This window comes from Streptomyces sp. NPDC101110 (assembly GCF_044759525.1).
Classification (GTDB): Bacteria; Actinomycetota; Actinomycetes; order Streptomycetales; family Streptomycetaceae; genus Streptomyces.
Genome location: NZ_JBIVZM010000004.1, coordinates 1 through 22,149, shown reverse-complemented (window position 1 = coordinate 22,149; position 22,149 = coordinate 1). Strand labels below are relative to the sequence as shown.

The 22,149-nt window shown below is 73.0% G+C and carries 13 protein-coding genes; 6 read left to right on the top strand and 7 right to left on the bottom strand.

The features are described from left to right. The first annotated feature begins 144 nt into the window (after positions 1-144). Complete coding sequence (locus ACIQU3_RS09345) at positions 145-1,089, top strand: aldo/keto reductase (protein ID WP_403924202.1); 945 nt, start codon at positions 145-147, stop codon at positions 1,087-1,089. Positions 1,090-1,159: 70 nt separating this feature from the next. Here ACIQU3_RS09345 and ACIQU3_RS09340 read toward each other — a convergent pair whose 3' ends face one another. The 4 genes from ACIQU3_RS09340 to ACIQU3_RS09325 all read right to left on the bottom strand — a co-directional run bounded on the left by ACIQU3_RS09340 (position 1,160) and on the right by ACIQU3_RS09325 (position 6,305). Then, a complete protein-coding gene (locus tag ACIQU3_RS09340) occupies positions 1,160-2,533 on the bottom strand; it encodes a PrsW family intramembrane metalloprotease (RefSeq protein WP_403924199.1) in 1,374 nt (457 codons plus the stop codon). 59 nt (positions 2,534-2,592) lie between these two features. Beyond that, positions 2,593-3,432, bottom strand: coding sequence for a tRNA (guanosine(46)-N7)-methyltransferase TrmB (trmB, locus tag ACIQU3_RS09335; protein ID WP_403742969.1), 840 nt, complete (start codon positions 3,430-3,432; stop codon positions 2,593-2,595). A gap of 103 nt (positions 3,433-3,535) precedes the next feature. Then, the gene (lhgO, locus tag ACIQU3_RS09330; protein WP_403742972.1) at positions 3,536-4,741 is read right to left on the bottom strand and encodes an L-2-hydroxyglutarate oxidase; all 1,206 of its coding nucleotides are present in this window, start codon (positions 4,739-4,741) and stop codon (positions 3,536-3,538) included. Positions 4,742-4,880: 139 nt separating this feature from the next. Then, the gene (locus tag ACIQU3_RS09325) at positions 4,881-6,305 is read right to left on the bottom strand and encodes a hypothetical protein (protein ID WP_053669959.1); all 1,425 of its coding nucleotides are present in this window, start codon (positions 6,303-6,305) and stop codon (positions 4,881-4,883) included. A gap of 942 nt (positions 6,306-7,247) precedes the next feature. Here ACIQU3_RS09325 and ACIQU3_RS09320 point away from each other — a divergent pair. Both ACIQU3_RS09320 and ACIQU3_RS09315 read left to right on the top strand, forming a co-directional pair. After that, positions 7,248-9,365, top strand: a complete 2,118-nt coding sequence (locus ACIQU3_RS09320; protein WP_403742976.1) for an asparagine synthase-related protein — start codon at positions 7,248-7,250, stop codon at positions 9,363-9,365. A 230-nt stretch (positions 9,366-9,595) separates the two neighbouring features. Next, positions 9,596-12,868: a BTAD domain-containing putative transcriptional regulator gene (locus tag ACIQU3_RS09315; protein ID WP_403924196.1), complete on the top strand. Its 3,273-nt coding sequence runs from the start codon at positions 9,596-9,598 to the stop codon at positions 12,866-12,868. A 12-nt stretch (positions 12,869-12,880) separates the two neighbouring features. Here ACIQU3_RS09315 and ACIQU3_RS09310 read toward each other — a convergent pair whose 3' ends face one another. Together ACIQU3_RS09310 and ACIQU3_RS09305 are read right to left on the bottom strand one after the other, a co-directional pair. Beyond that, entirely contained in the window at positions 12,881-14,992 is a 2,112-nt protein-coding gene (locus tag ACIQU3_RS09310) for a sigma-70 family RNA polymerase sigma factor (protein ID WP_403924194.1), read from the bottom strand. A gap of 326 nt (positions 14,993-15,318) precedes the next feature. Next, a complete protein-coding gene (locus ACIQU3_RS09305) occupies positions 15,319-16,086 on the bottom strand; it encodes a TetR/AcrR family transcriptional regulator (protein ID WP_403924191.1) in 768 nt (255 codons plus the stop codon). A 371-nt stretch (positions 16,087-16,457) separates the two neighbouring features. Between ACIQU3_RS09305 and ACIQU3_RS09300 the strand changes: the two genes are divergently transcribed. Together ACIQU3_RS09300 and ACIQU3_RS09295 are read left to right on the top strand one after the other, a co-directional pair. Then, positions 16,458-17,837, top strand: a complete 1,380-nt coding sequence (locus tag ACIQU3_RS09300; RefSeq protein WP_403742994.1) for an NAD(P)/FAD-dependent oxidoreductase — start codon at positions 16,458-16,460, stop codon at positions 17,835-17,837. A 174-nt stretch (positions 17,838-18,011) separates the two neighbouring features. Further along, positions 18,012-19,679 carry a SpoIIE family protein phosphatase gene (locus ACIQU3_RS09295; RefSeq protein WP_403743001.1) on the top strand — a complete coding sequence of 556 codons (1,668 nt, stop codon included), beginning with the start codon at positions 18,012-18,014 and terminating at the stop codon, positions 19,677-19,679. Positions 19,680-19,717: 38 nt separating this feature from the next. Here the strand turns inward: ACIQU3_RS09295 and ACIQU3_RS09290 are convergent, their stop codons facing one another. Then, complete coding sequence (locus ACIQU3_RS09290) at positions 19,718-20,983, bottom strand: MFS transporter (protein ID WP_403924699.1); 1,266 nt, start codon at positions 20,981-20,983, stop codon at positions 19,718-19,720. A gap of 122 nt (positions 20,984-21,105) precedes the next feature. Between ACIQU3_RS09290 and ACIQU3_RS09285 the strand changes: the two genes are divergently transcribed. Further along, positions 21,106-21,654 carry a MarR family transcriptional regulator gene (locus ACIQU3_RS09285; RefSeq protein ID WP_366716199.1) on the top strand — a complete coding sequence of 183 codons (549 nt, stop codon included), beginning with the start codon at positions 21,106-21,108 and terminating at the stop codon, positions 21,652-21,654. The last annotated feature ends 495 nt before the right edge of the window (positions 21,655-22,149 follow it).

Here is a 22,149-nt window from a genome sequence, read left to right as displayed (position 1 = left end):
CATCCGTTGAAGCACGGCGACCGAAGACCGGCAGCCCTGACGACGACCCCCCGACGTCAGGGCTGCGGGTCTTCGGTCGCGGTGATTACGGGAGTTTTGCGTCCGTAGCGGAATGAGGTCCTCCCGTACGGTCGTTGGCGGGGCATGACTTCTCTTCGCAAGCTCGGCTCCTCCGGCCTCGAGGTCTTCCCCCTCGCCCTTGGCGGCAACGTCTTCGGCTGGACCGCGGACGAGGCCCGGTCCTTCGACGTCCTCGACGCGTACACCGCCGTCGGGGGCAATTTCGTGGACACCGCCGACGTCTACTCGGCGTGGGCCGACGGCAACCGGGGAGGGGAGTCCGAGACCATCCTCGGCAAGTGGCTCGAGGCCCGCGGCAACCGCTCCGACGTCGTCGTCGCCACGAAGGTCAGCCGGCACCCCGACTTCCGGGGACTGTCCGCCGCCAACATCACGGCCGCCGCCGACGCCTCGCTGCGGCGCCTGCGCACCGACTACATCGACCTCTACTACACCCACTTCGACCAGCCCGACGTGCCCGTCGAGGAGATCATCGGCGCGCTCGACGCCCTCGTGAAGGCAGGGAAGGTGCGGCACATCGCCGCCTCCAACATCTCCGCCGAGCGGCTGCGGGCGTCGCTGGAGTTCTCCGACCGCGAGGGGCTCGCCCGCTACGTCGCCCTCCAGCCGCACTACAACCTGGTCTCCCGCGACACCTACGAGGGCGAGCTCCAGGACCTCGCCGAGCGGGCCGGTCTCGCGGCCGTTCCCTACTACGCGCTCGCGTCCGGTTTCCTCACCGGCAAATACCGGCCCGGTACGACGGTGGAGAGCGCGCGGGCGGGCGGTGCCGCCGGGCACCTTCAGACCGAGCGGGGGCGGCGGGTGCTCGCCGCCCTCGACGGGATCGCCGCGGCGCACGACGTGCCCGTCGCCACCGTGGCCCTCGCCTGGCTCGCCGCCCGGCCGACCGTGGCGGCGCCGATCGCTTCCGCACGGACGGTGGAGCAGCTGCCCGCCCTGGTAGGCGTCGGGGAGCTGACGCTCTCCGAGGCCGAGGCCGAGCGGCTCACAGAGGCCTCGGCCTGAGCGGTCCGCAGGAGCTTCAGGGTGTGCGAACCGGGTACGGCATCGGCCGCAGGCCCGGTCCGAGCAGGTCCTAGGAGCGGTAGGGGTTGTACGCGGGGTACGGCGTCGGGCGCGTCGGCTGGTGGGCGTAGCCGTAGCCGTACCCGTGTCCGTACACCCCGTGGACCGGCCAGGGCGGGACCACCACCGGGACCGGAGGGGCGGTGATCCGCGCCGCGTGGTCCAGCGCGGGCCGGGACACCTCCCGGCGCCGCCACAGCTCGCCGAGCAGTTCCCCCTCCCGCACGGCGAAGTCCGCCCGGACGCCGCCCCGCCGGGCCCGGTGCCGCAGGAACGCCAGGGACGTCGCGTACGCCTCGTACCGGGCCACCTCCCGGGCCGCCGCCCTGCCGAGGTGGCGTCGGGCGTACTGGCGGGCGATGCGCCGGGCCCGCATCGAGCCGAGCGCGTACGGCTCGGCCGGGGTCAGCCAGCCCGCCACGGCATAGGCGGGCAGCTCCGCCCGGACGGTCTTCAGCTCCCGCTGCCGCGTCCAGATCACCAGCCACGTCAGCAGCCCGAAGATGGGCACCATGAACGCCGCGTACACGGCGAAGAAGCCGTACTCGCCGAATGCCGACGAGCCGTTCCACATCGCGTGCATGCCCATCGCCAGCAGTAGCCCGGACAGCGGGAAGACGATCCGGCGCACGGGCCGGCGGGCCGACGAGAGCGCGGAGACGCCGAAGCCGATGCCCGTGAGGACCGTGAACAGCGGATGCGCGAACGGCGACATGATGATGCGCACGAAGAAGGTCGCCGCCGTGACGGAGGCGATGCCGCTGCCGCCGGTCAGCTGGTCGGTGCCGAAGGCGGTGCCCAGGTAGAGGATGTTCTCGGTGAAGGCGAAGCCGGTGGCGGTCACCCCGGCTATGACGACGCCGTCGACGATGCCGGTGAAGTCGCGGCGCCGGAAGAGGAAGACCAGGAGCACGGCCGCCGCCTTGGCCGATTCCTCGACCACCGGCGCTATCACCGTCGCGCCGAGGGTGTCCGCGCTGGACGGGTCCGCCGTCGCCGTCGCTATCCATCTCGTCGCGAAGCTGTTGGCGACGATCGCTATCAGCGCCGCCGCGCATGCGCCCCAGGCGAAGCAGAACACCAGGTTCCGCCAGGGGCCGGGTTCGACCCGGTCCAGCCAGCGGAACGCGGCTATCAGCAGGGGCACCGGCAGGACGGCAAGCCCCAGCCCGACCAGGAACCCCTCCGTACCGGTCTCCTCACGGACCAGGGCGAGGATGACCAGGCCGGATATCGCGAGCAGCGTGCTCAGCGCGCCGTAGCGCACCCAGGCGCGCTGCCACCAGTGGGCGTGCCGCAGGGAGCCGGGCGTGCCCGGACCGGTGAAGGGGACGCCGTCGGCGGGACCGCTCGGGTACGACGGATGCGGGAGGCTGGTGGCCACGGGATTGACCCTAACGACGGATGGGCGCTGTCCGCAGGCTGGAGAGGTGCCAGGGGTGGTCAGGCGCCGGCGGGGGGCTGGTCCACGTGCTGTACGCGGCGGAAGAGGAGGTCGTTCACGACATGTCCCTTGTCCAGTCCCTGGCCCTCGAAACGGGTCAGCGGACGGAAGTCGGGACGCGGCGCGAAACCACCGTCCGCCTGCGTGTTCTCGAAGTCGGGGTGCGCCGTGAGGACCTCGAGCATCTGCTCGGCGTACGGCTCCCAGTCGGTGGCGCAGTGCAGGAGCGCGCCGGGCCGGAGGCGGGGGGCGGCGAGGGTGAGGAAGTCCGGCTGGATGATCCGGCGCTTGTGGTGCCGCTTCTTGGGCCAGGGGTCGGGGAAGTAGACGCGGAGGCCTGAGAGGGAGTCCGGGGCGAGCATCTCGCGCAGCAGGATGATCGCGTCGCCGTTGCCGACGCGGACGTTGGACAGGCCGTTGCGGTCGGCGAGGTTGAGCAGGTTGCCCTGGCCGGGGGTGTGGACGTCGACGGCGAGGATGTTCGTGGCGGGGTCGGCGGCGGCCATCTGGGCGGTGGCCTCGCCCATGCCGAAGCCGATCTCCAGGACGACGGGGTTGTCGTTGCCGAACAGGTCGTTCAGGTCGAGGGTCCGTCCGCCGTCGATGTCGAGGCCCCACTTGGGCCACAGGCGCTGCAACGCGTCCGCCTGACCGGCGGTGACACGGCTGCGCCGCGGCTGGAAACTCCGGATCCGCCGCTCGAAGTGAGAACCGGCGGGGTCTGCCTTGGGGCCGTCGGGGAAGCGCGGCTCTCCCTTGGCCCGGGTCCGGCGGACGGAGACGCCGGGGGTGTGCGGGTGCGGGCTCTGGACTTCGGGGGTGTTCGCGGACTCAGACACAGTGCCTCTGATTTTACGGCGGAGGTGGGACACGAAGCGGGCGGTGGTGGGCCGGGGCCGCGCCGGGGGCGTCCCCGCGTGGCGAGGCCCGGTTCGGAACGGCTCACAGCGCGCTCAGCGCCCTCCGTGCCACCTCCCGCCCGATCGGCAGGGAGGCCGTGGCCGCGGGCGACGGTGCGTTGAGGACATGGACGGTCCTGGCGCCCTCGCGGATCAGGAAGTCGTCGACCAGGGTTCCGTCACGGAGAACCGCCTGAGCGCGCACGCCCGCCGCCGTCGGTACCAGGTCGTCCTCGGACACCCCGGGCAGCAGCCTGCCCACCGCCTGCGCGAACGCCCTCTTGGACAGGGATCGCCGCAGTTCACCCGCCCCGTACCGCCAGTGTCTGCGGGCTATCCGCCAGGAGCCGGGCCAGGTCAGGGTCGAGCCCAGCTCACGCGGTCTCACCGTGCTCCACCGGTATCCCTCGCGGGCCAGGGCCGGCACCGCGTTGGGCCCGACATGCACACCTCCGTCGATGCCGCGCGTCAGGTGCACTCCGAGGAACGGGAACGCCGGGTCGGGCACGGGGTAGACCAGGCCGCGCACCAGCTCCGGCCGGGCCAGCTCGTAGTACTCGCCCCGGAAGGGCACGATCCGGACCTCGGGGTCGTCCCCGGTGAGCCGGGCGATCTCGTCGCACTGCAGCCCCGCGCAGTTCACCAGGACCCGCCCGCGTACGACGTCCCCCGCGGCCGTGAGCACGGCGACCCCCCGCTCGGGGCGCCGGTCGACGCGTACCACCCGGGCGCCGTAGCGGATCTCCGCGCCCGAGCCGTGGGCCAGGCGGCGGGCGACCGCGACGAAGTCGCAGATGCCGGTCGTGCCCACGTGGATCGCGGCCAGGCCGCGGACCTCCGGCTCGTACTCCGCGATCTGGGACGCGCCCAGTTCGCGGACCGGGATGCCGTTCTCCCGGCCGCGCTGCACGAGCGCGTGCAGGCGGGGCAGCTCCGCACGGTCGGTGGCGACGATCAGCTTGCCGGTGACCGCGTGCGGGATGTCGTACTCGGCGCAGAACTTGACCATCTCCGCCGCGCCCCGCACCGCGTAGCGCGCCTTGAGGGAGCCGGGGCGGTAGTAGATGCCGCTGTGGATGACGCCGCTGTTGCGGCCGGTCTGGTGGCGGGCCGGGCCCGGCTCCTTCTCCAGGACGGTGACACGTGTGCCCGGCGCGGCGCGGGTGATCGCGTACGCCGTCGACAGGCCGACGATGCCGCCGCCGATCACCAGCACGTCACAGTCGTACGCCGTCCGCACCTGCACCACCTCCCGCTACCGATAGTGCACTGTGCCACTGACAGCGCCTTCAAACGCCGGGAGCACCATCGTCCCCAGGGGCGCGGGGAACCGCGCGATCAGCCACGGCCGACCCGCGCGGACAAGATCACAGCGACCCGGAAGCCGCTCAGGCGGGAGCCATCAGCAGGGGGCGGGCACGCTCACGGAGCTCGACCACCCGCGGCTCGTCGCCGTACGGCTCCAGCCGGTGCAGGAGATCCTTCACGTACTCGGTGGTGCGGGCCGAGGAGATCCGCCCGGCGACCTCCACCGCCCGCACCCCCTGCTCGCACGCCGCGTCGAGGTTCCCCGACTCCAGTTCGGCGACCGCGGAGACGACCAGACGCAGGCCGTGCGAACGGACGAACTCCTCCGTGGGCTTCGACAGGGCCTGCTCGGTGAAGCGGCGGACCTGGCGGGGTGCCTTGAGGTCGCGGTAGCACTCGGCCGCGTCGGCGGCGAAGCGGTCGTAGGAGTAGAAGCCGAGCCAGCTCGGGTCGTTGTCGCCCGGGCGGGCCCGCTCCAGCCAGCTCTCGGCCGCCTTCAGGGCGCCGCCGGCTGCCTGGGCGTCGTTGGCGCGTGCGTGCGCGCGTGCCTCGACGAGGCGGAAGAAACTCATGGTGCGGGCCGTCGCCAGCCCGCGGTTGCGCTCCAGGGCGGCCTGGGCGAGGTCCACGCCCTCGTCGCCGAAGCCGCGGTACGTGGCCTGGAGGGACATGGTGGCCAGCACGTAGCCACCGAGGGGGACGTCCGCCGCCGCCCGGGCCAGACGCAGGGCCTGGATGTAGTAGCGCTGGGCCGCTTCCTGCTGGCCCGTGTCGAAGGCCATCCAGCCCGCGAGGCGCGTGAGTTCGGCGGAGGCGCCGAAGAGGGCCCGGCCGACCTCGTCGGAGTAGGAGCCGAGCAGCAGGGGGGCCGCCTCCACCCTTAAGCACTCGGGGACCATCGACGAACGCCAGTCCCCTCCGCCGTACTTGGAGTCCCAGCGCCGCGCGTCCTCGGCGGCCTCGCGCAGCTTCTGTACGTCGCTGTGGCCGACTTTGAGCGGTGCGCCGGAGCCCTCGCCGGGGCCCACGTCACGCGCGACCGAACTGTCGGCCGGGGTTATCAGCCATCGTGAGGCGGGCGTTGCGTATGCGCTCACCGCGAACGATCCGGCGAGTGACTGCCAGATGCCGCCGGAGCCGGCCCGGCGGCCGGCGAGGTCGAGGCGGTACAGGTCGGTCGCGGAGCGCACCGCCTGGCCCACGTCCCGGGGAAAGGCGAGGCCGACCTCGGGTGCGGGGTCCGCGTCCGCGAGGCCGATCTCGTGCAGCGGCACGGGGCGGCCGAGCTTCTGGCCGATGGCGGCGGCGATGAGGTGCGGGGCGGCGCCCTGCGGCACCATGCCCTTCGACACCCAGCGCGCCACCGACGTCTTGTCGTAGCGAAGCGTCAGGCCGCGCTGGGCGCCAAGGTCGTTGACGCGCCGGGCGAGGCCCGCGTTGGAGATTCCCGCGAGGGCGAGAACGGCGCCGAGTTTTTCGTTCGGCCCGCGTTGCTCCCTGGACATGCGCCACCCCTCGACACAGACGGCTGCCGCACTGGCATAACCACGCGGCATTCGTAAACCCAGCGTAGTTCGCCGCATCCCAAGCGTTAAGGGGCATTGTTCCGGTTGGCGGGATTGTGGTCCGTACTGAAGTGCGGTTCAGATACGGGCTGTTGCGACGTGCTCCCACTGTGTGGCCGTGCGCCTGTCCGTGCGCTCTTCTCCGGCCATCGCGGGAGCGGTTCCATGGTCATTGCGTGGGTCGGCCCGCTGTACTGGATCCAGTGGGCTGGGGGACACCGCCGCCTACATCCCCGCGGGCGGCGGAACGGTCCGGGAGGCGTGCTCCGTCTCCCGGACTGCGCGACCGGGTGACTGGGTGCCGAGCCTGTACGGAGCGTGTTCGAAGCTGCGTGCGTGACGGCGAATTGGCCGAAAACAGCCCCTGCTGGTCGCCGGATATCAGGGCTCCGACCACGGCACTTGAGAGCGCGTGGGGCGCGATCGGGGCGCGTTACGGGGGCGCATTCGTGTCGCAGTCGTACCGCAGACATGTCGCTGACGTGCCTTGATTCTTCGCCGCTTCCTGGTTTTCCAGCGACACCCGTTTCGCGTTTCGCGGCGTATGGTCCGGCTTCTTCTCCGTCCGGTTCTTCCATGGGGTCTTCCGTGTGGCCTTCCACCCGGTCCTCCGTCGGTCTTCCGTCCGGTCTTCCGCCGGTTCTTTTGTCGGCCCTTCCGTCTGGTCTTCCGGCTGCGCGTCGTGGATTCGTCCGGCTTTCCGCCCGGATCTTCTTGTGGCGGGCGGGTGTTCGGGGAGTTCGCGGGGGTGCGGGCGGCTCCGCCGGGGCGCATTCAACGGAGCGCAAGCGGCGTCGGCACCCTCTGGAACGCTTCCTTCATGGCAGCATGGTGAACCGGTTCGTACGGTGCACTGGTTGTCCACAGCCTGTGGAGGCGGCGATGCGGTGGTTGGTGGGATGGAGCAGCACCGCCGCGGGAGCCGTCGCTGCCGGTTCGGCGGGGGCCACCGGCAGCGAGGGCGAGACGCTGCACCCGGTGGGGTCCCAACTCCTGTGGGGCGACCCCGATCCACTGTGGGCGGTCGGCGACTGGCGCCCCGACGAGGTGCGCGTCGTGAAGGCCGACGACCGGACCAGGATCGCCGTCCTCGGCATCTGCGGCGCCACCGACGAGCAGTTGCGCGTCGCGCTGTTCGCCGCGCGCGGCGGGGCACTTCGGCACCTGACCGCCTGGCCGGGCAGCTACACCGCGATCGTCCAGGTCGGCAGGCGGATCACCGTCTGCGGTGATCTCGCGGGCGCACGACCGGTGTTCCACACGCCCTGGGCGGGCGGTACGGCGTACGCGACCGCCGCGCTGCCGCTGGCCGACCTCATCGAGGCCAACCTCGACTTCGGGCACCTGGCCGCGCTGCTGGCGGCGCCCGATGTGCCCGCCGCGCTGCACGACTCCACGCCGTACGACGGCGTGAAGCGCATCCCGCCCGGGCACGCCCTCATCCTGCGCGCCGGAGCGCGCGAGATCGCCGGGTACGAGCCGGTCGCCTCGCTGGCCGTGGCGGCGCCTCCGGCCGATCCCGACAGCGCGGTCGACGCGGTGCGCGACGCGCTCGTGGAGGCCGTGCGGACGCGGCTGTCCGCGCCGCGGCACGTCCCCGGCGCCGACATAGACCCCGGGCCCGTGCCCGGCATGGGGCCCGCCGAGCGGCGCGCCGCTCGGGGGATGCCGGTGCCCGGGATCGGCGCGGACCTGTCCGGCGGGCCCGCCTCCGGGGCGCTGGCCCTGCTGGCCGCGGGCCTGCCCGGGATGCCGGGCACCGTGCTGGGACACGGCACGGGCGCGGGTGAGCGGCTGCTGGCCGTCACGTTCAACGACCTCGCCGTCGGAGGCCGCGAGGCCGAACTGGAGCGGGCGGGCGCACTGGCCGCGAACCCGCGGCTGCACCACGTCGTCGTGGCGGGCGACGAGGGAACCCTTCCGTACGCCGATCTGGAAGGACCCCTGACGGACGAACCCGGGCCGTGCCTGGTGTCCGCGGCGCGCCATCGGGCCCGGCTGGCGGCGGGCAGCGCGGACCACTTCACGGGCTACGGCGCGCGCCAGGTCCTGGACGCCCATCCGGCGCGCCTGGCCGACCTTCTGATGGACCGCCGGCGGCGGCATCTCGTGCGGCCGGTCGCCGCGCTGGCCAAGGCCGACGGATCGGTGCTGGTGCCCGCGCGCGTGTACGCGGCGGCGCGGCGGTTGTCCCGCATGCCGTACCGGTCGGGCCTGGAGAACCTCGCCGAGCGCCTGCTCGACCCCCGCAACGACGACGGGCTCGACGCGCCGGGCGGTGCGCTGGACGCCTCGCTCGCCGCGCTGACCTGGGGAAGACCCGGGCCGGCGGCGCGCTGGCTGACCGGTGAGGCACTGGCTGAAGTATCGGTTCGTCTTCAGGCGTCGACCCATCGGTCGGAGCTGGTCGGACCGGGACAGCGGCCCGGAGACTTCCGCGCGCGTGCGGCGCTGGCGCGGCACGCGGCGGACCTGAGGGTGCTGGAACAGGCGGCGGAGGTCCGTTTCCAGAGGCTGCACGCGCCGTTCCTCGACAATCAGGTCGTCCGTGCGGCCCGCGCCCTGCCCGAGGCGCTGCGGGTGCGGCCCGGGGCGCGTGCGGCGATCCTGCGAACGGTGCTGGAAGGGGCGGGGGTCCGGGAACTGCCGCCCGGCTGGGGTGCCCCGACCCAGGCGACGACGGCCGCCGCGGAGCGCACGGGGCTGCGCGTCGCCGCGGACTCCCTGATCGCCCTGTTCGACACGCCGCTGCTGGCGGAGGCGGGCCTGGTCGAGGCCCGCGTGGTCCGCAAGGCGCTGCGCGGCGCGGCGGCGGGCGAAGTCCTCCCCCTGGACGGGCTCGCGGACCTGGTCTCCCTGGAACTGTGGCTGCGCCGTCTCCTCGCCCGCCGCGGCACCTGCTGGACGGGCACACCGGCGCGGCAGCGCGCCGTCCCGGCGGGCATAGCCCCGCAGCGGGGCGCGTTGGGCGCGGGCGCCGGTGGGGGGCGGCGGATTTAGCGGTTGTAAGGGGGCCTGCGCGGGCGGAAGGCGGCGGATCAGCGGTTATAGGGGGCCTGCGGCGGCGAGGCCGGGCTGCGGACCCACCAACCCCCTGCGACGACGCCGGCACCGCACATACGACGCCGAGCACCGCACACGCGACGCCCAGCACCGCACTCAGACCCCGGGGCCACGCCCCGCGCCGAAAACCCCCCGCCCCTCGCCCCCACCCCGGCGACAATGACCCGGTGCGGTACAGAATCCTGGGCGTCACCACGGCAGAGGACGAGCACGGCACAGCCGTACCCGTCGGCGGCCCGCGGCTCCGGGCACTGCTCACCGCCCTCGCCCTGCGCCCGTCCCGGGTCGTCACCTCCCGGACGCTGATCGACGAGGTCTGGGTGCAGGACCCGCCCCAGGACGCCCCGGCCGCGCTCCAGGCCCTCGTCGGCCGACTCCGCAGGGCCCTCGGCAGGGACGCCGTCACCTCCGAGACCGGCGGCTACCGGCTCGCCGCCACCGCGGACGACATCGACCTCCACGTCTTCGAACGGCTCGTGAGGCAGGGCACCGACGCCCTGACCGGCGACGACCCCGCGCGCGCGGAACGGCACCTCGACGCCGCCCTCGCCCTCTGGCACGGCCCCGCCCTCGTCGACCTCCCCGACCGCTCCGCCGCCGCCCGCCCGGAGGCCAGGCGTCTGGAGGCGACCCGGGCCAGGGCGGAGGCCCGGCTACGGCTCGGCCGCGCGCAGGACGTCGTACCGGAACTGCGGGAACTGACCGCCGTACACCCCTACGACGAACCGCTGCACGCGCTCCTCGTCCGCGCCCTGCGCGACACCGGACGGGACGCCGACGCGCTCGCCGCGTACGAGAACGTCCGCCGGGCCCTGGCCGAAGGCCTCGGCACCGACCCCGGGCCCGAACTGCGCGCCCTCCACGCCGACCTGCTGGACCCCGCCCCGAGGGACGAGAAGCCGCCGCCCGCTGCGCCGGAGCGCGAGCGCGTCCGCCCCGGGACCATCCGCCCCCGCCTGACCTCTTTCGTCGGCCGGGAACCCGAGATCGACGCCATCCGTTCCGACCTGCACGGGGCCCGACTCGTCACCCTCACCGGACCGGGCGGCTCCGGCAAGACCCGCCTCGCCGAGGAAGCCGCCGCCGGGCTCCCGCAGGCATGGCTGGCCGAGCTCGCCCCGCTCGACCGGCCGGAGGCGGTGCCGGGAGCGGTGGTCAGTGCGCTCGGTCTGCGCGAGACCGTGCTGATGACCAGCGAGCTCACCGCCGTGCAGGACGACCCCGTCGGGCTGCTCGTCGAGTTCTGCGCGCCGCGCGACCTCCTGCTGATCCTTGACAACTGCGAACACGTCATCGACGCCGCCGCCCACCTCGCGGAGGCCCTGCTGACCCGCTGCCCGGGGCTCACGATCCTGGCCACCAGCCGTGAACCCCTGGGTGTGCCGGGTGAGGTGGTCCGTCCGGTCGAGCCCCTGCGCCCCGACCACGCCCGCCGACTGTTCGCGGAGCGCGCCGCAGCCGTCCGTCCCGACGCGCAGGCCGTGCTCCGCGACGAGCGGGCCGTGGCGGAGATCTGCCGGCGGCTTGACGGGCTGCCGCTCGCCATCGAGCTGGCGGCGGCCCGGCTGCGGCTGCTCACCCCCCGGCAGATCGCCGACCGCCTCGACGACCGCTTCCGCCTCCTCACCTCCGGCAGCCGCACGGTCCTGCCCCGCCAGCAGACCCTGCGCGCCGTCGTCGACTGGTCGTGGGACCTGCTCGACGACGCCGAGCGGACGATGCTGCGCGAGGTGTCCGTGTTCGCGGGCGGCTGGGACCTCGGGGCGGCCGAGGCCGTGTGCTCCGGGCCCGCCGCCGAGCTGATCGGGGCCCTCGTCGACAAGTCCCTCGTCGTGGCGACGCCCGGCGCTGACGAGGATCCCCCCGCCATGCGGTACCGCATGCTGGAGACCATCCACGAGTACGCCGTCGAGCGCGCCGCCGACGACCCGCCGCTGCGCGCAGCCGCCGAGCGACGGCACCGCGCGTGGGCGTGCGCGCTCGCCGAGCAGGCCGATCCGCAGTTGCGCTCCGCCGCGCAACTGCCGTGGATCTCCCGCCTGGAGACCGAGCTGGACAACATCCGTGCGGCCCTCGACCGGGCCCTCGCCGCGGGGGACGAGGCGGAGGCCGCCGCCCTCGCCGTGGCCATGGGCTGGTTCTGGTGGCTGCGCAACTACCGCCACGAGGGCGTGGAGTGGCTCGAGCGGACGCTGAAGCTGGGCGCGGCCCTGGACGCGTCGGGCCGTGTGCCGCCCGACCAGGCAGACCTCTTCCTCACCGCGTCGGACGGGGAGGCGGGACATCCGCTGCACGCGCTGCGGATGGACGTGCGCCTGCTGCATCTTTTCTTCATGACCGAAGTGGCCCCGATGGAGACGTTCGTCGCCGAGCGGCTGCCGTACATGGAGCGGGTATGGGCCCACTACACCGAAGGCGGCCCGCACGCGGCCCGTGTCCCGGGACTCGTCTGCCCCATCCTCTCCTCCTACCTGGGCGACCAGCGCGAGGTCCGGACCGTCCTGGACGCCGCCGTCGCCAACTGCCGTGCGTACGGCGGCGACTGGGAGATCTCCGTCGCCCTGATGTTCCGCGCGCACACCGTCGTCGACGGGCCCGGAGGCCTGGAGGGCGTCGACGACGACCTCGCGGAACTGCGGGTCCTCAGCCGCCGTGCCGGTGACCGCTGGCTGCGCGCCCAGGTGTGCAGTGCGGCCGGTGAGGCCGCCATGGTGCGCAGCCGCTTCGACGAGGCCAAAAGAGAGTACGAGGAGGCACTCCGGCTCGCCTACGAGGTGGGCGCCTACGCCGAGTCGCCGTTCCTCATCGCCCGGCTCGCCGAGATCGCCTACCGTGCGGGCGACCGGCCCGCCGCACTGTCCGCGCTGGACGAGGCCACCGCCGCCGCCGAGCGGTACGGCGTACGGGACTCCAAGGCGTACATCCTGCTGATGCGCACCCAGATGGCCTTCGAGGACGGGCACACCACCCGCGCGCGAGCCTGGTGGGAGGAGGCCCTCGCCAACACCGCCCCCGGCACACCGCCGCCGCAGTTCATGGTGATGCTGCGCCTGCTCGACGCCGCGATCAGCGCGAAGGAGTCCGGTCCGGGCTCCGGCCTGGCCAAGGCCACCGAAGCCCTGCGCGAGGCGGTGGAGAAGCGGTGCTCGGACGTCGTCCGGGCGACGGTCGTGGACGGCGCGGCGGGCCTGCTGGCCGACCTCGGCGACTTCCCGCGCGCGGCCCGGCTGCTCGGCACCGGCGACCACTGGCGGTCCGGGCGTCCGCGCTCCATCCCGGAGATCCCCCCGGCCGAACGCGCCGAGGCCGCTGCCCGTGCCGCCCTGGGCCGGGCCCGCTGCGAGGCGGAGCGTGCCCGGGGCGCGGCCCTCACCGCTGACGACGTCCTGCGCGAGCTGGACGAGGCGTGCGTCGCGTACGCCACCGGCCGGGTGACCTGAACCGCCCTGCCGTCAGCCGCAGGTGAACCTGGACTCCGCCCAGTCCACCGCCATCAGGGCGTCGAGGACGCCGCGCGGCTCCACCACCAGCCGGACCGTGCTGCGGCCGGTGAGGTCCACGTGGACGGGCACGGCCGCGTCGCCGCCCTCGACCAGCGGGGACCGCCACAGCCTGGTCCCGTCGGCGTAGACGGAGAAGCGCACCGCGCCGAGCCTCAGCGTCATGTCGTCCACTCCCACGAGCGCGTCGTACGACGAGCAGGAGCGGTTGAGGTCGATGGTGACGGACGAGCGGCCGTGCACGGTGACGCCGTGTCCGTACCGCTCGCCGCCGACCCGCAGGCCGGACCGCTTCCAGACCCAGCCGCTCGACCCGATCCGCATCTCGGGCTTCGTGCCGTCGCCGTTTACGTCGTACGACAGCTCGCTCCACCGGTAGACGGCCGGGGCGGGCGGGGACGGCGAGGGAGTGGGCGTCGGTGTGCGGTCGGGAGGAGGTGTGGGCCCGGGCGATGCGGGCGGACCGGGCGTCCGGGTCGGAGTGGGGGACGGCGTCGCCGGGTCCGGGTCCGGGTCCGGACTCGGGGTGGTGCTCGGCGTCGGCGTCGGTGTGGACGTGGGCGTGGACGTCGGTGTGGGCGTGGGTGTCGTGGCCCGCGGCGGCATGATCCCCGAGGGGCGCGATCGTGGACCGGTTTCGGGCGGGGAGGGGGGCGGTGGCGTGGAGTCACCGGGGTGCACCACCGACGACGGGGCGGGGGACGCGGTGTCGGCCTTGGCCTCGTCCTTCGGCTTGTCGTTGCCGGCCAGTCCCATCACCACCGTCGCCACCACACCCACGGCGACCACACCGGCGGCGATACCGGCCTTCACCGGCGCGCCGATCCCCTCGGAGGCCGCCACACCACCGCCACCACCGGCCGCCCCGCCACCCGCAGCCCCGCCACCCACCGCACTGCTTCCGGCCGCCCCGCCACCCACCGCACTGCTTCCGGCCGCACTGCCACCCACCGCAGTGCCTCCGGCCGCACCGCCACCCGCAGTGGCCGCACCACCTGCCGCACCACCTGCCGTCGCGGCCGCCCCCGCCGCACCGGCCACTCCCGCACCCCCGGCGATGAGTCCGGCGGCCTTGGCGTACCCGGCGGCCCCGAACCAGCCAATGACGGCGACCGGAACGACGGCCGGGATACCACCGGCCACCTCCTCGATCTGCAGTGCCGCCAGACGGCACTTCGCACACTCCTCCAGGTGCTTGCGCAGCCCCCGCTCGGCCCGGGTGCGCAGCCGACCGCGGGCGTACGTGCCCAGCTGATCGGCGTAGCGCGCGCATCCCTTGTCGCCGGTGAGCGTGGCGCTGACGTGGGCCTGGAGGTATGCCTGCTTGAGGCCCTCACGGGCCCGGCTGGCGAGGACGCGCGTGCCGTTGGCGTCCAGCCCGAACAGCGTGGCGACCTCGCTGGGGGTCTCGTCCTCGACCTCGGTGTGCCACAGCACGGCCTGCCAGCGCTCCGGCAGCGACCGGAACGCCCGCATGGCCATGGACTGCTCGGCCTCGTGCATCGCCCGTACGTCCGCGCCCAGTTCGAGCGTGTCGTCGCCGGACACGTCGGGCCCGTGCGCGGACTGGGCGGCGAACACGGCGAAGTCGTCGACGAGCTGTTCGCGCCGTGCCGACCTGGTCCAGGCGGCGGCGACGCGCCGGACGGAGGTGAGCAGGTAGGCGCGGACGGCGTGCGTGGGTCCGGCGCCGCCGCGCACGGCCTGGAGCATCCGGGCGAAGACCTCGGCGGTCAGGTCGTCCGCCGTGTGGGCGTCGCGGCAGCAGGTGCGCGCGTACCGGCGCACGGCCTGAGCATGGCGCCGGTAGAGCTCCTCGTACGCCGTGTCGTCACCCGCGCGCATCCGGTCGATGAGGCCGGCATCGGAGGTCGGCAGCTCGGGCGGCAGAGCGCCGTCCTCGCGTCCGTCGCGCTGCGCCGGGACCGAGCCGTCGGCCGGGTGCCCGGAGGGCGGCACGCTCGCACGTCCGCCCTGACTCGGCACCTGCGGCGGGGCCGGGTCGCCGGCCGCGGCGTCGCCGTGTCCGCCACCGCCGGACTCGTCCCGCCCGTCAACGCTCATCGCGGAAAGCCCCCGGCAGCCGCCCCATCCGTCCAGACCACCTGGTCAGCGTGCCATAGGAATTTCCGGTCGGAACCCCGAAGTTCGGATCATCACTCATCCGTGGGGACTTGCCGCACGGCAGTACTGGCCGTCAGCCGTTCGGGGAAGGCGCGAAGGCGAACTCTCGCTCCGGGGCGCCCTTGGCTCCGGGGCGGCTGCCTGTTGGCCGGAAGGCTCCCTCTCGTTCCCGGCGGCTTCCCGCTGCTCCGGACCCGGACGTCACGCCCGGGCCCGGAAGCCTCCCAGGGCAGGGCTCGCCCGCCCCGGATCCCGGTCCCGGCGGCTCACGCCGGTCGCGAGCGCAGCCCCTCCAGCAGGATGTCCAGCAGCCGGGCCGACGCGGCGGCCTGGTGGGCCGCGTCCGGCAGCGAGGGCGCGGCCGTGGCGATCACCAGCAGCACGTCCGACACCGACACGTCCGCGCGCAGCTCACCGGCCGCACGCGCCCGGTCCACGAGCCGGCCCACGACCTCCAGCAGCGCAGCCGTACCGGCGTCGTCCTCGGCCGCGACCGCAGGCACCGAGGCCACCGCGACGGGCTGGTCGGGCACCAGTCGCAGCTCCGTCGTGGCCGGCTGGGTCCGCTGCTGCGGCACCCGCGGTCCACCGGCGCCGTCCTCGACCGAGACCCGCAGCACCTGCGGCGGCAGCAGCCGCCCCGCGCCGGAGGCCACCGACGTCCGCAGGAAGCGCGAGAGCGCCGACCACGGCTCGTCCTCCTGCCCGAGCGCCGCCCGTGCCTGGTCGGTGAGCCGGGAGGTCTCCTCCTCGGCTATCCGCCGCACCAGGACGTCCTTGCTCGGGAACCGCCGGTACACCGTGCCCACACCGACCCGCGCGCGCCGCGCCACGTCCTCCATCGGCGCGCCGTACCCCAGCTCGCCGAACACCTCGCGCGCCGCCCGCAGCACGTGCTCCAGATTGCGCTGAGCGTCCACGCGCAGCGGCGTCGTCCGCGATCCGTCGCGTCCGCCGCCCGCCGCCGCGCTCATCGTCATACCGCCCGCCGCGACTGCGGACGCGGGCGACCAATGAGAGTCCTGAACATGCATAAGCATTCCCCCGGTAATGACGTCTCCCCCCGGAGACTCCCCGCCATTCGATGCCGGGACGCGGGAACCGGCCCGTCCGCGGCCCGCCCGTCGCGGACCCGGTGAGCGCATCCCCCTACACCCCGTCGACACACGAACATAGTTGAGAGGGAGTCAATTCAGAAGGGGCAGGTTCCGCACGGAGCGCCCACCGATCGGAGTACGGGCCGTATACGTCCCTAATGTGCCCCCGCGCGCCCCCTGCACAACCCCTTCTGACCTGCGCTGATGCGTTGCAGGTCGCTAATCCGGCCAACTCCGCGCGCTCTCCGGCTCCGGTCACACAATCCGTCGAGGCTGTGGACAAACGCAAGCGACGGGTGCGTCATGGGATGGTGAAGGAACGTGCGCGCATTCTCGTTGTCGGTGGCGGCTACGTCGGGATGTACACGGCGCTGCGCCTGCAGCGCAGACTGAAACGGGAGCTGGACCGGGGCGAGGTGGAGATCACCGTCGTCACCCCCGACCCGTACATGACCTACCAGCCGTTCCTCCCCGAAGCCGCCGCGGGCGCCATCTCCCCCCGGCACGTAGTCGTACCGCTGCGCCGCGTCCTCGACCGGTGCCGGATCCTGATCGGCGAGGCCACCGCCGTCGACCACGCGAAACGCACCGCCACCGTCACCACCCTCGCCACCGAGGAGGAGGGCACGGGCGGACAGCGGCTGCCCTACGACGAACTCGTCCTCGCCCCCGGCTCCGTCTCGCGCACCCTGCCGATCCCCGGCCTCGCCGACCACGGCATCGGCTTCAAGACCGTCGAGGAGGCCATCGGCCTGCGCAACCACGTCATCGAGCAGATGGACATCGCCTCCTCCACCCGCGACCCCGCGATCCGCGACGCGGCCCTCACGTTCGTCTTCGTCGGCGGCGGTTTCGCTGGCGTGGAGGCACTCGGCGAACTGCAGGACATGGCCCGCTACGCCGCCCGCTACTACCACAACGTCCAGCCCGAGGACATGAAGTGGATCCTCGTCGAGGCATCGGAGCGCATCCTGCCCGAGGTCGGCGAGGAGATGGGCCGCTACACCGTCACCGAACTGCGCCGCCGCAACATCGACGTCCGGCTGCGGACCCGTCTGGAGTCCTGCGCCGACCGGGTCGCCGTCCTCAGCGACGGTGCCCGCTTCCCCACCCGTACGGTCGTCTGGACGGCGGGCGTGAAACCCCACCCGGTGCTCGCCGCCTCCGACCTGCCCCGCAACGGCCGCGGCCGCCTGACGTGCACGGCCGAACTGTCGGTCGACGGCGCACCACACGCGTGGGCCGCCGGAGACGCCGCCGCCGTCCCCGACGTCACGGCCCGGGAACCGGGCCGTGAGTGTGCCCCCAACGCCCAGCACGCGGTCCGGCAGGCCAAGGTCCTCGCGGACAACATCGTGCACTCCCTGCGCGGCGAACCACTGGAGACGTACGAACACGCCTACGCCGGCTCGGTCGCCTCCCTGGGCCTGCACAAGGGTGTCGCCCACATCTACGGACGCAAGCTCAAGGGCTACCCCGCCTGGTTCATGCACCGCGCCTACCACCTCAGCCGCGTGCCCACCTTCAACCGCAAGGCGCGGGTGCTGGCCGAATGGACCCTGGCCGGCCTGTTCAAACGGGAGATCGTCTCCCTGGGTTCACTCGAACACCCTCGGGCGGAGTTCGAACTCGCGGCCGGTGGAAAGCCTTCTCACGACCCCCCGTACGACCCGAAGGGGTCGTCCTGACCGGACCCAGGAACTCCAGCGGCCGGCCCGGCGTCTGACGGATGTCGGTCCGGTCCGCGCCCTGCCAGACTGGTCCACCACCGCGGGCTCGCCACTACGCGCCCCGGTGCGGGCCCCTCGGGGCCCCGGCCGGTTCCGGTGCCGGCCGCCGCCCACTACACGAGGCAAGGATTCGTGAACTTCACGCGCTGGAGCGCCCGGCTCCCCGGAACGCAGCGCCGCGCCGCAGCGCGGACCGAGCAGACGGCCTCCCCGGACCGGCGGGGGGACGGCTCCGTACCAGCCGCTCGCGCCGAACAACTGACCGACGGGGTACCGTCCCTTCCCGCCGTCGACGACCTGCGGGTGCGCGAGGTCCTCGACCGCGCCCCGTCCCTCGTCGCCCTGGTCCACGGGCCCGAGCACCGCATCGCCTACGTCAACGACGCCTATACCAGCGCCTTCGGCATCCGCCCCCTGGGCGAACGTGCCCGCGAGGCCCTTCCCGAACTCGACGCCCTCGGTCTGTTCCCCCTCCTGGACCAGGTCCAGCGCAGCGGCAGACCTCGTACGGTCAAGTCCCGCAAGGCCCCCGACGGCCGCTCCTACACGTTCACCTGCACCCCGGTCGCCCAGGGCGACGGCAAGGGAGGCAGCGACGGCCGCGGTGTCCTCGTCTTCGCCACCGACGTCACCGACCACGCCGAAGCCGCCGAACGCCTGCGCGCCAGCGAGCGCCGCCAGCGCGAAACGGCCGTCACCCTCCAGCGCTCCCTGCTCCCCCAGGAGCTCGAACAGCCGGACGATCTGCGCATCGCCGCCACCTACCACCCCGGCGGCACGGAAGCCGCGGTCGGCGGCGACTGGTATGACGTCATCACCCTGGGCGGCGGCCGCACGGCCCTGGTCATCGGAGACGTCATGGGCAGGGGCGTCCGCGCGGCGGCCGTCATGGGCCAGCTCCGCACGGCGGTCCGCGCCTACGCCCGCCTCGACCTCCCGCCGCACGAGGTCCTTCAGCTCCTGGACGGCCTGGCCGCCGAGATCGACGCCAACCAGATCGCCACGTGCGCGTACGCCATCCACGACCCGAACGAGGGCAAGCTGATCTACTCCTCGGCGGGCCACCTCCCGATCCTCGTCTGCGACGAGAAGGGCACGGTCCTTCGCGCCGAGGAACCCACCGGCCCCCCGCTCGGCACCGGCGGCTGGATGCACGCCTCGGGTTCGATCCCCCTCGCCCCCGGCTCCACGGCCGTGCTCTACACGGACGGCCTGGTCGAGCGGCGCGACGCGGACCTGGACGAGGGCATCGCCGCCCTGGAACGCGCCCTGGCCGGCGCCACCGGCACCCCCCAGGTCGTCTGCGACCGCCTGGTCCGCTCCGCGGGAGTCACACCCGACCACGACGACGACGTGGCCGTCCTGGTCCTCCAGCATCCCGCGCGCACCGGCCCGGACAGCGAGCTCTTCCGCAACGCCGCCCTGGAACTGCTGGGCGGTGTGGAAGCGGCCCCCCGCGCGCGTGCCTTCGCCTCCGGTGTCCTGACCAGCTGGCGCTTCCCCGCCGACCTGCACGACCTGGGAGTCCTGGCCACCAGCGAACTGGTCGCCAACTCCCTCCAGCACGGCACCCCGCCGATGCGCCTGCGCCTGCGCCGCACGGACCGACGGCTGATCATCGAGGTCACCGACGGCGACGACCACCTCCCCAGACGCCGCCGCGCGGAACCGGGCGACGAATCGGGTCGCGGCATCGCCATCGTCGCCACGATCGCGTCGAACTGGGGCTGCCGCCGCACCCCCGGCGGCGGCAAGGCGGTCTGGTGCGAGTTCGCCCTGCCCCGCACCCAGACCGCCTAGGGCCCGACCCGGACGACAGGCCCCGGGGGGAACCGCGATCAGACGTCCGCGGAAACGGGCGCCCCACCCCGCGCCACGATCCGGCTCTTCCCGAGCCACGGCTGGTCCTGCATCTCGGTCAGCTGCCGCCCCAACCGCACGGCCAGGACGGTGATCCCGAGCGAGAACACCAGGAACGCCACGATGTACGGCGCGTGCAGAGAGGCCCCCAGCGGCCCGCCCACCGCCGGCCCGACAGCCAGCGCCAACTGCTTGACCAGGGCGAACGCGGAGTTGTACTGCCCGGCCATGCCCTCCGGCGCGAGATCCGCGACCAGCGGGGCCACGGTCGGCGAAAGCATCGCCTCACCCAGCCCGAACAGCGCGTACGTCGAGACGAACGCGGCCGTCGCCATCTCCTGGCTCCCGTGCCCCAGCCCCGCGTACCCGGCGACGGCCCACGCCACGGCCCAGATCAGCCCGACAGCGGCGATCACCCGCGAACGCCGGCGCCGCTCCACGAACCGCAGCACGGCGAACTGCGCGACGACGATCATCAGCGTGTTGGCGGCGAGCGCGGTCCCGAGCGCGGACGTCGATATCCCCGCCGCCTCGACCCCATACGCACTCAGCCCCGACTCGAACTGCCCGTAGCAGGCGAAGAACAGCACGAAGCCCAGCACGCACAGCTGCACCATGGCCCGGTTGCCCAGCAACTGCTTCCAGCTGCCCCGGCCCGAGGCCTGCGGGGCGCCCTCGATCCGCGGCGCGTGCGGCATCCGCACGGTCGTCATCACCACGACGAGCAGCAGGAACATCGCCGCCTCGATCGCGAAGAGCAATGTGAAGGAGGCGGCGCTTGTGGTGTCGACCAGATGTCCGCCGATGAGGCCGCCGACGCCGAGCCCCAGGTTCTGCAGGAAGAACTGCATGGCGAAGGCACGCGACCGCGTCTCCGCGGACGAGCAGTCGACGATCATCGTCGCGAGCGCCGGCTGCATCACGGCCTGCCCGGCCCCCAGCAGGGAGGCCGACACCAGGACGGCCGCCGCGCTGCCGGCGATCCCCAGACTGAGCGCACCGAGAGCGGCGGTGACCAGGGCGGCGAGCAACACCGGCAGCGGGCCGCGCCGGACGATGGCCCGCCCGGCGAACGGCAGCACGACCAGCGCGGCCACAGCGAAGACGGCGAGTACGAGACCCGCCGTCATGGCTCCCAGCCCTCGCACCTGCGCCACATAGACGTACAGGTACGGGACGGTGAAGCCGAGCCCGAACGCGCTGAGTGCGTTACCCACGTGAATCCGGCGCATCGCTGCGCCCATCGCCCTGGTCACGTTCACCTCTCTCACAAGTTAGGAGTGAAGACTTCGAAGCTAAAGTTCGAAGCTAAAGAGTACATACCCAAGGACTTCAAGGCAAAGAACGGGCGTGCGATACTGCGCACATGGGCGACACCGACGGCCCCAGCGAGCCGACCCTCGAAGAGCAGATCGCCGCGTACCAGCGCGAGTTCCAGGACCTCGACCCCCAGGTCGAGCAGATCGTCTCGGCCCTCTCCCGCCTGAACCGCCGTATGAACGTCGCCTACGGACGGCAGACCTCGGCCCTCGGCATCAGCAACGCGGAGTGGGAGGTCCTCAAGGCCCTCGTCCTCTCCGGAGCCCCCTACCGCCTGGGCCCCAGCGACCTCGCCAAGCGCCTCGGCCTCACCCCGGCCGCGATGACCCACAGAATCGACCGCATGGTCGCCGAATCTCTGGTGACCCGTGAGCGAGACGAGTCGAACCGCGTACGCGTCATCGTGGAGCTGACATCCGAGGGGCGAGAGAAGTGGCTGGAGGCGATGCGCCTGGCGACGGTCTTCGAGGAGGACCTCCTCCAGGACCTGTCACCGGACGAGCGCACGGCGCTGGGCGAGGTGCTCACGCGCCTGCTGCGCCGGGTCGAGCACGCACAGCCGGACGCCGGCGGACGCCTCACCGACCTGGACTGACACCGGGGCCGAAAAGATCTTGACAGGGGGCGCTTGACACCCCCCTGGCGGATCCGTAAAGTTCTTCGGGTTGCCGCCGAGCCGTAACGGTTCTTCGACAGCACTTCCGCCGCAGCAGCGGCACCCAACCACCAGCTCGACCTCCCGACAGGGTTGATTTCGGCACGCCCGAATTCAATTCGAATTGGGACTCGATGATCTGATCGACTCCAACGACGTCGATTTGGGAATCGCCGAGAGGACGCGCTAAGGTTGGACACGTCGGAACGGCCCAACAGCCGCAAAGACAAACCCCGCTGACCGGGGATCAGGCCCGAAAGGATCTGATAGAGTCGGAACCGCCGGAAAGGGAAACGCGGAAGCGGGAACCTGGAAAGCACCGAGGAAATCGGATCGGAAAGATCTGATAGAGTCGGAAACGCAAGACCGAAGGGAAGCGCCCGGAGGAAAGCCCGAGAGGGTGAGTACAAAGGAAGCGACCGTTCCTTGAGAACT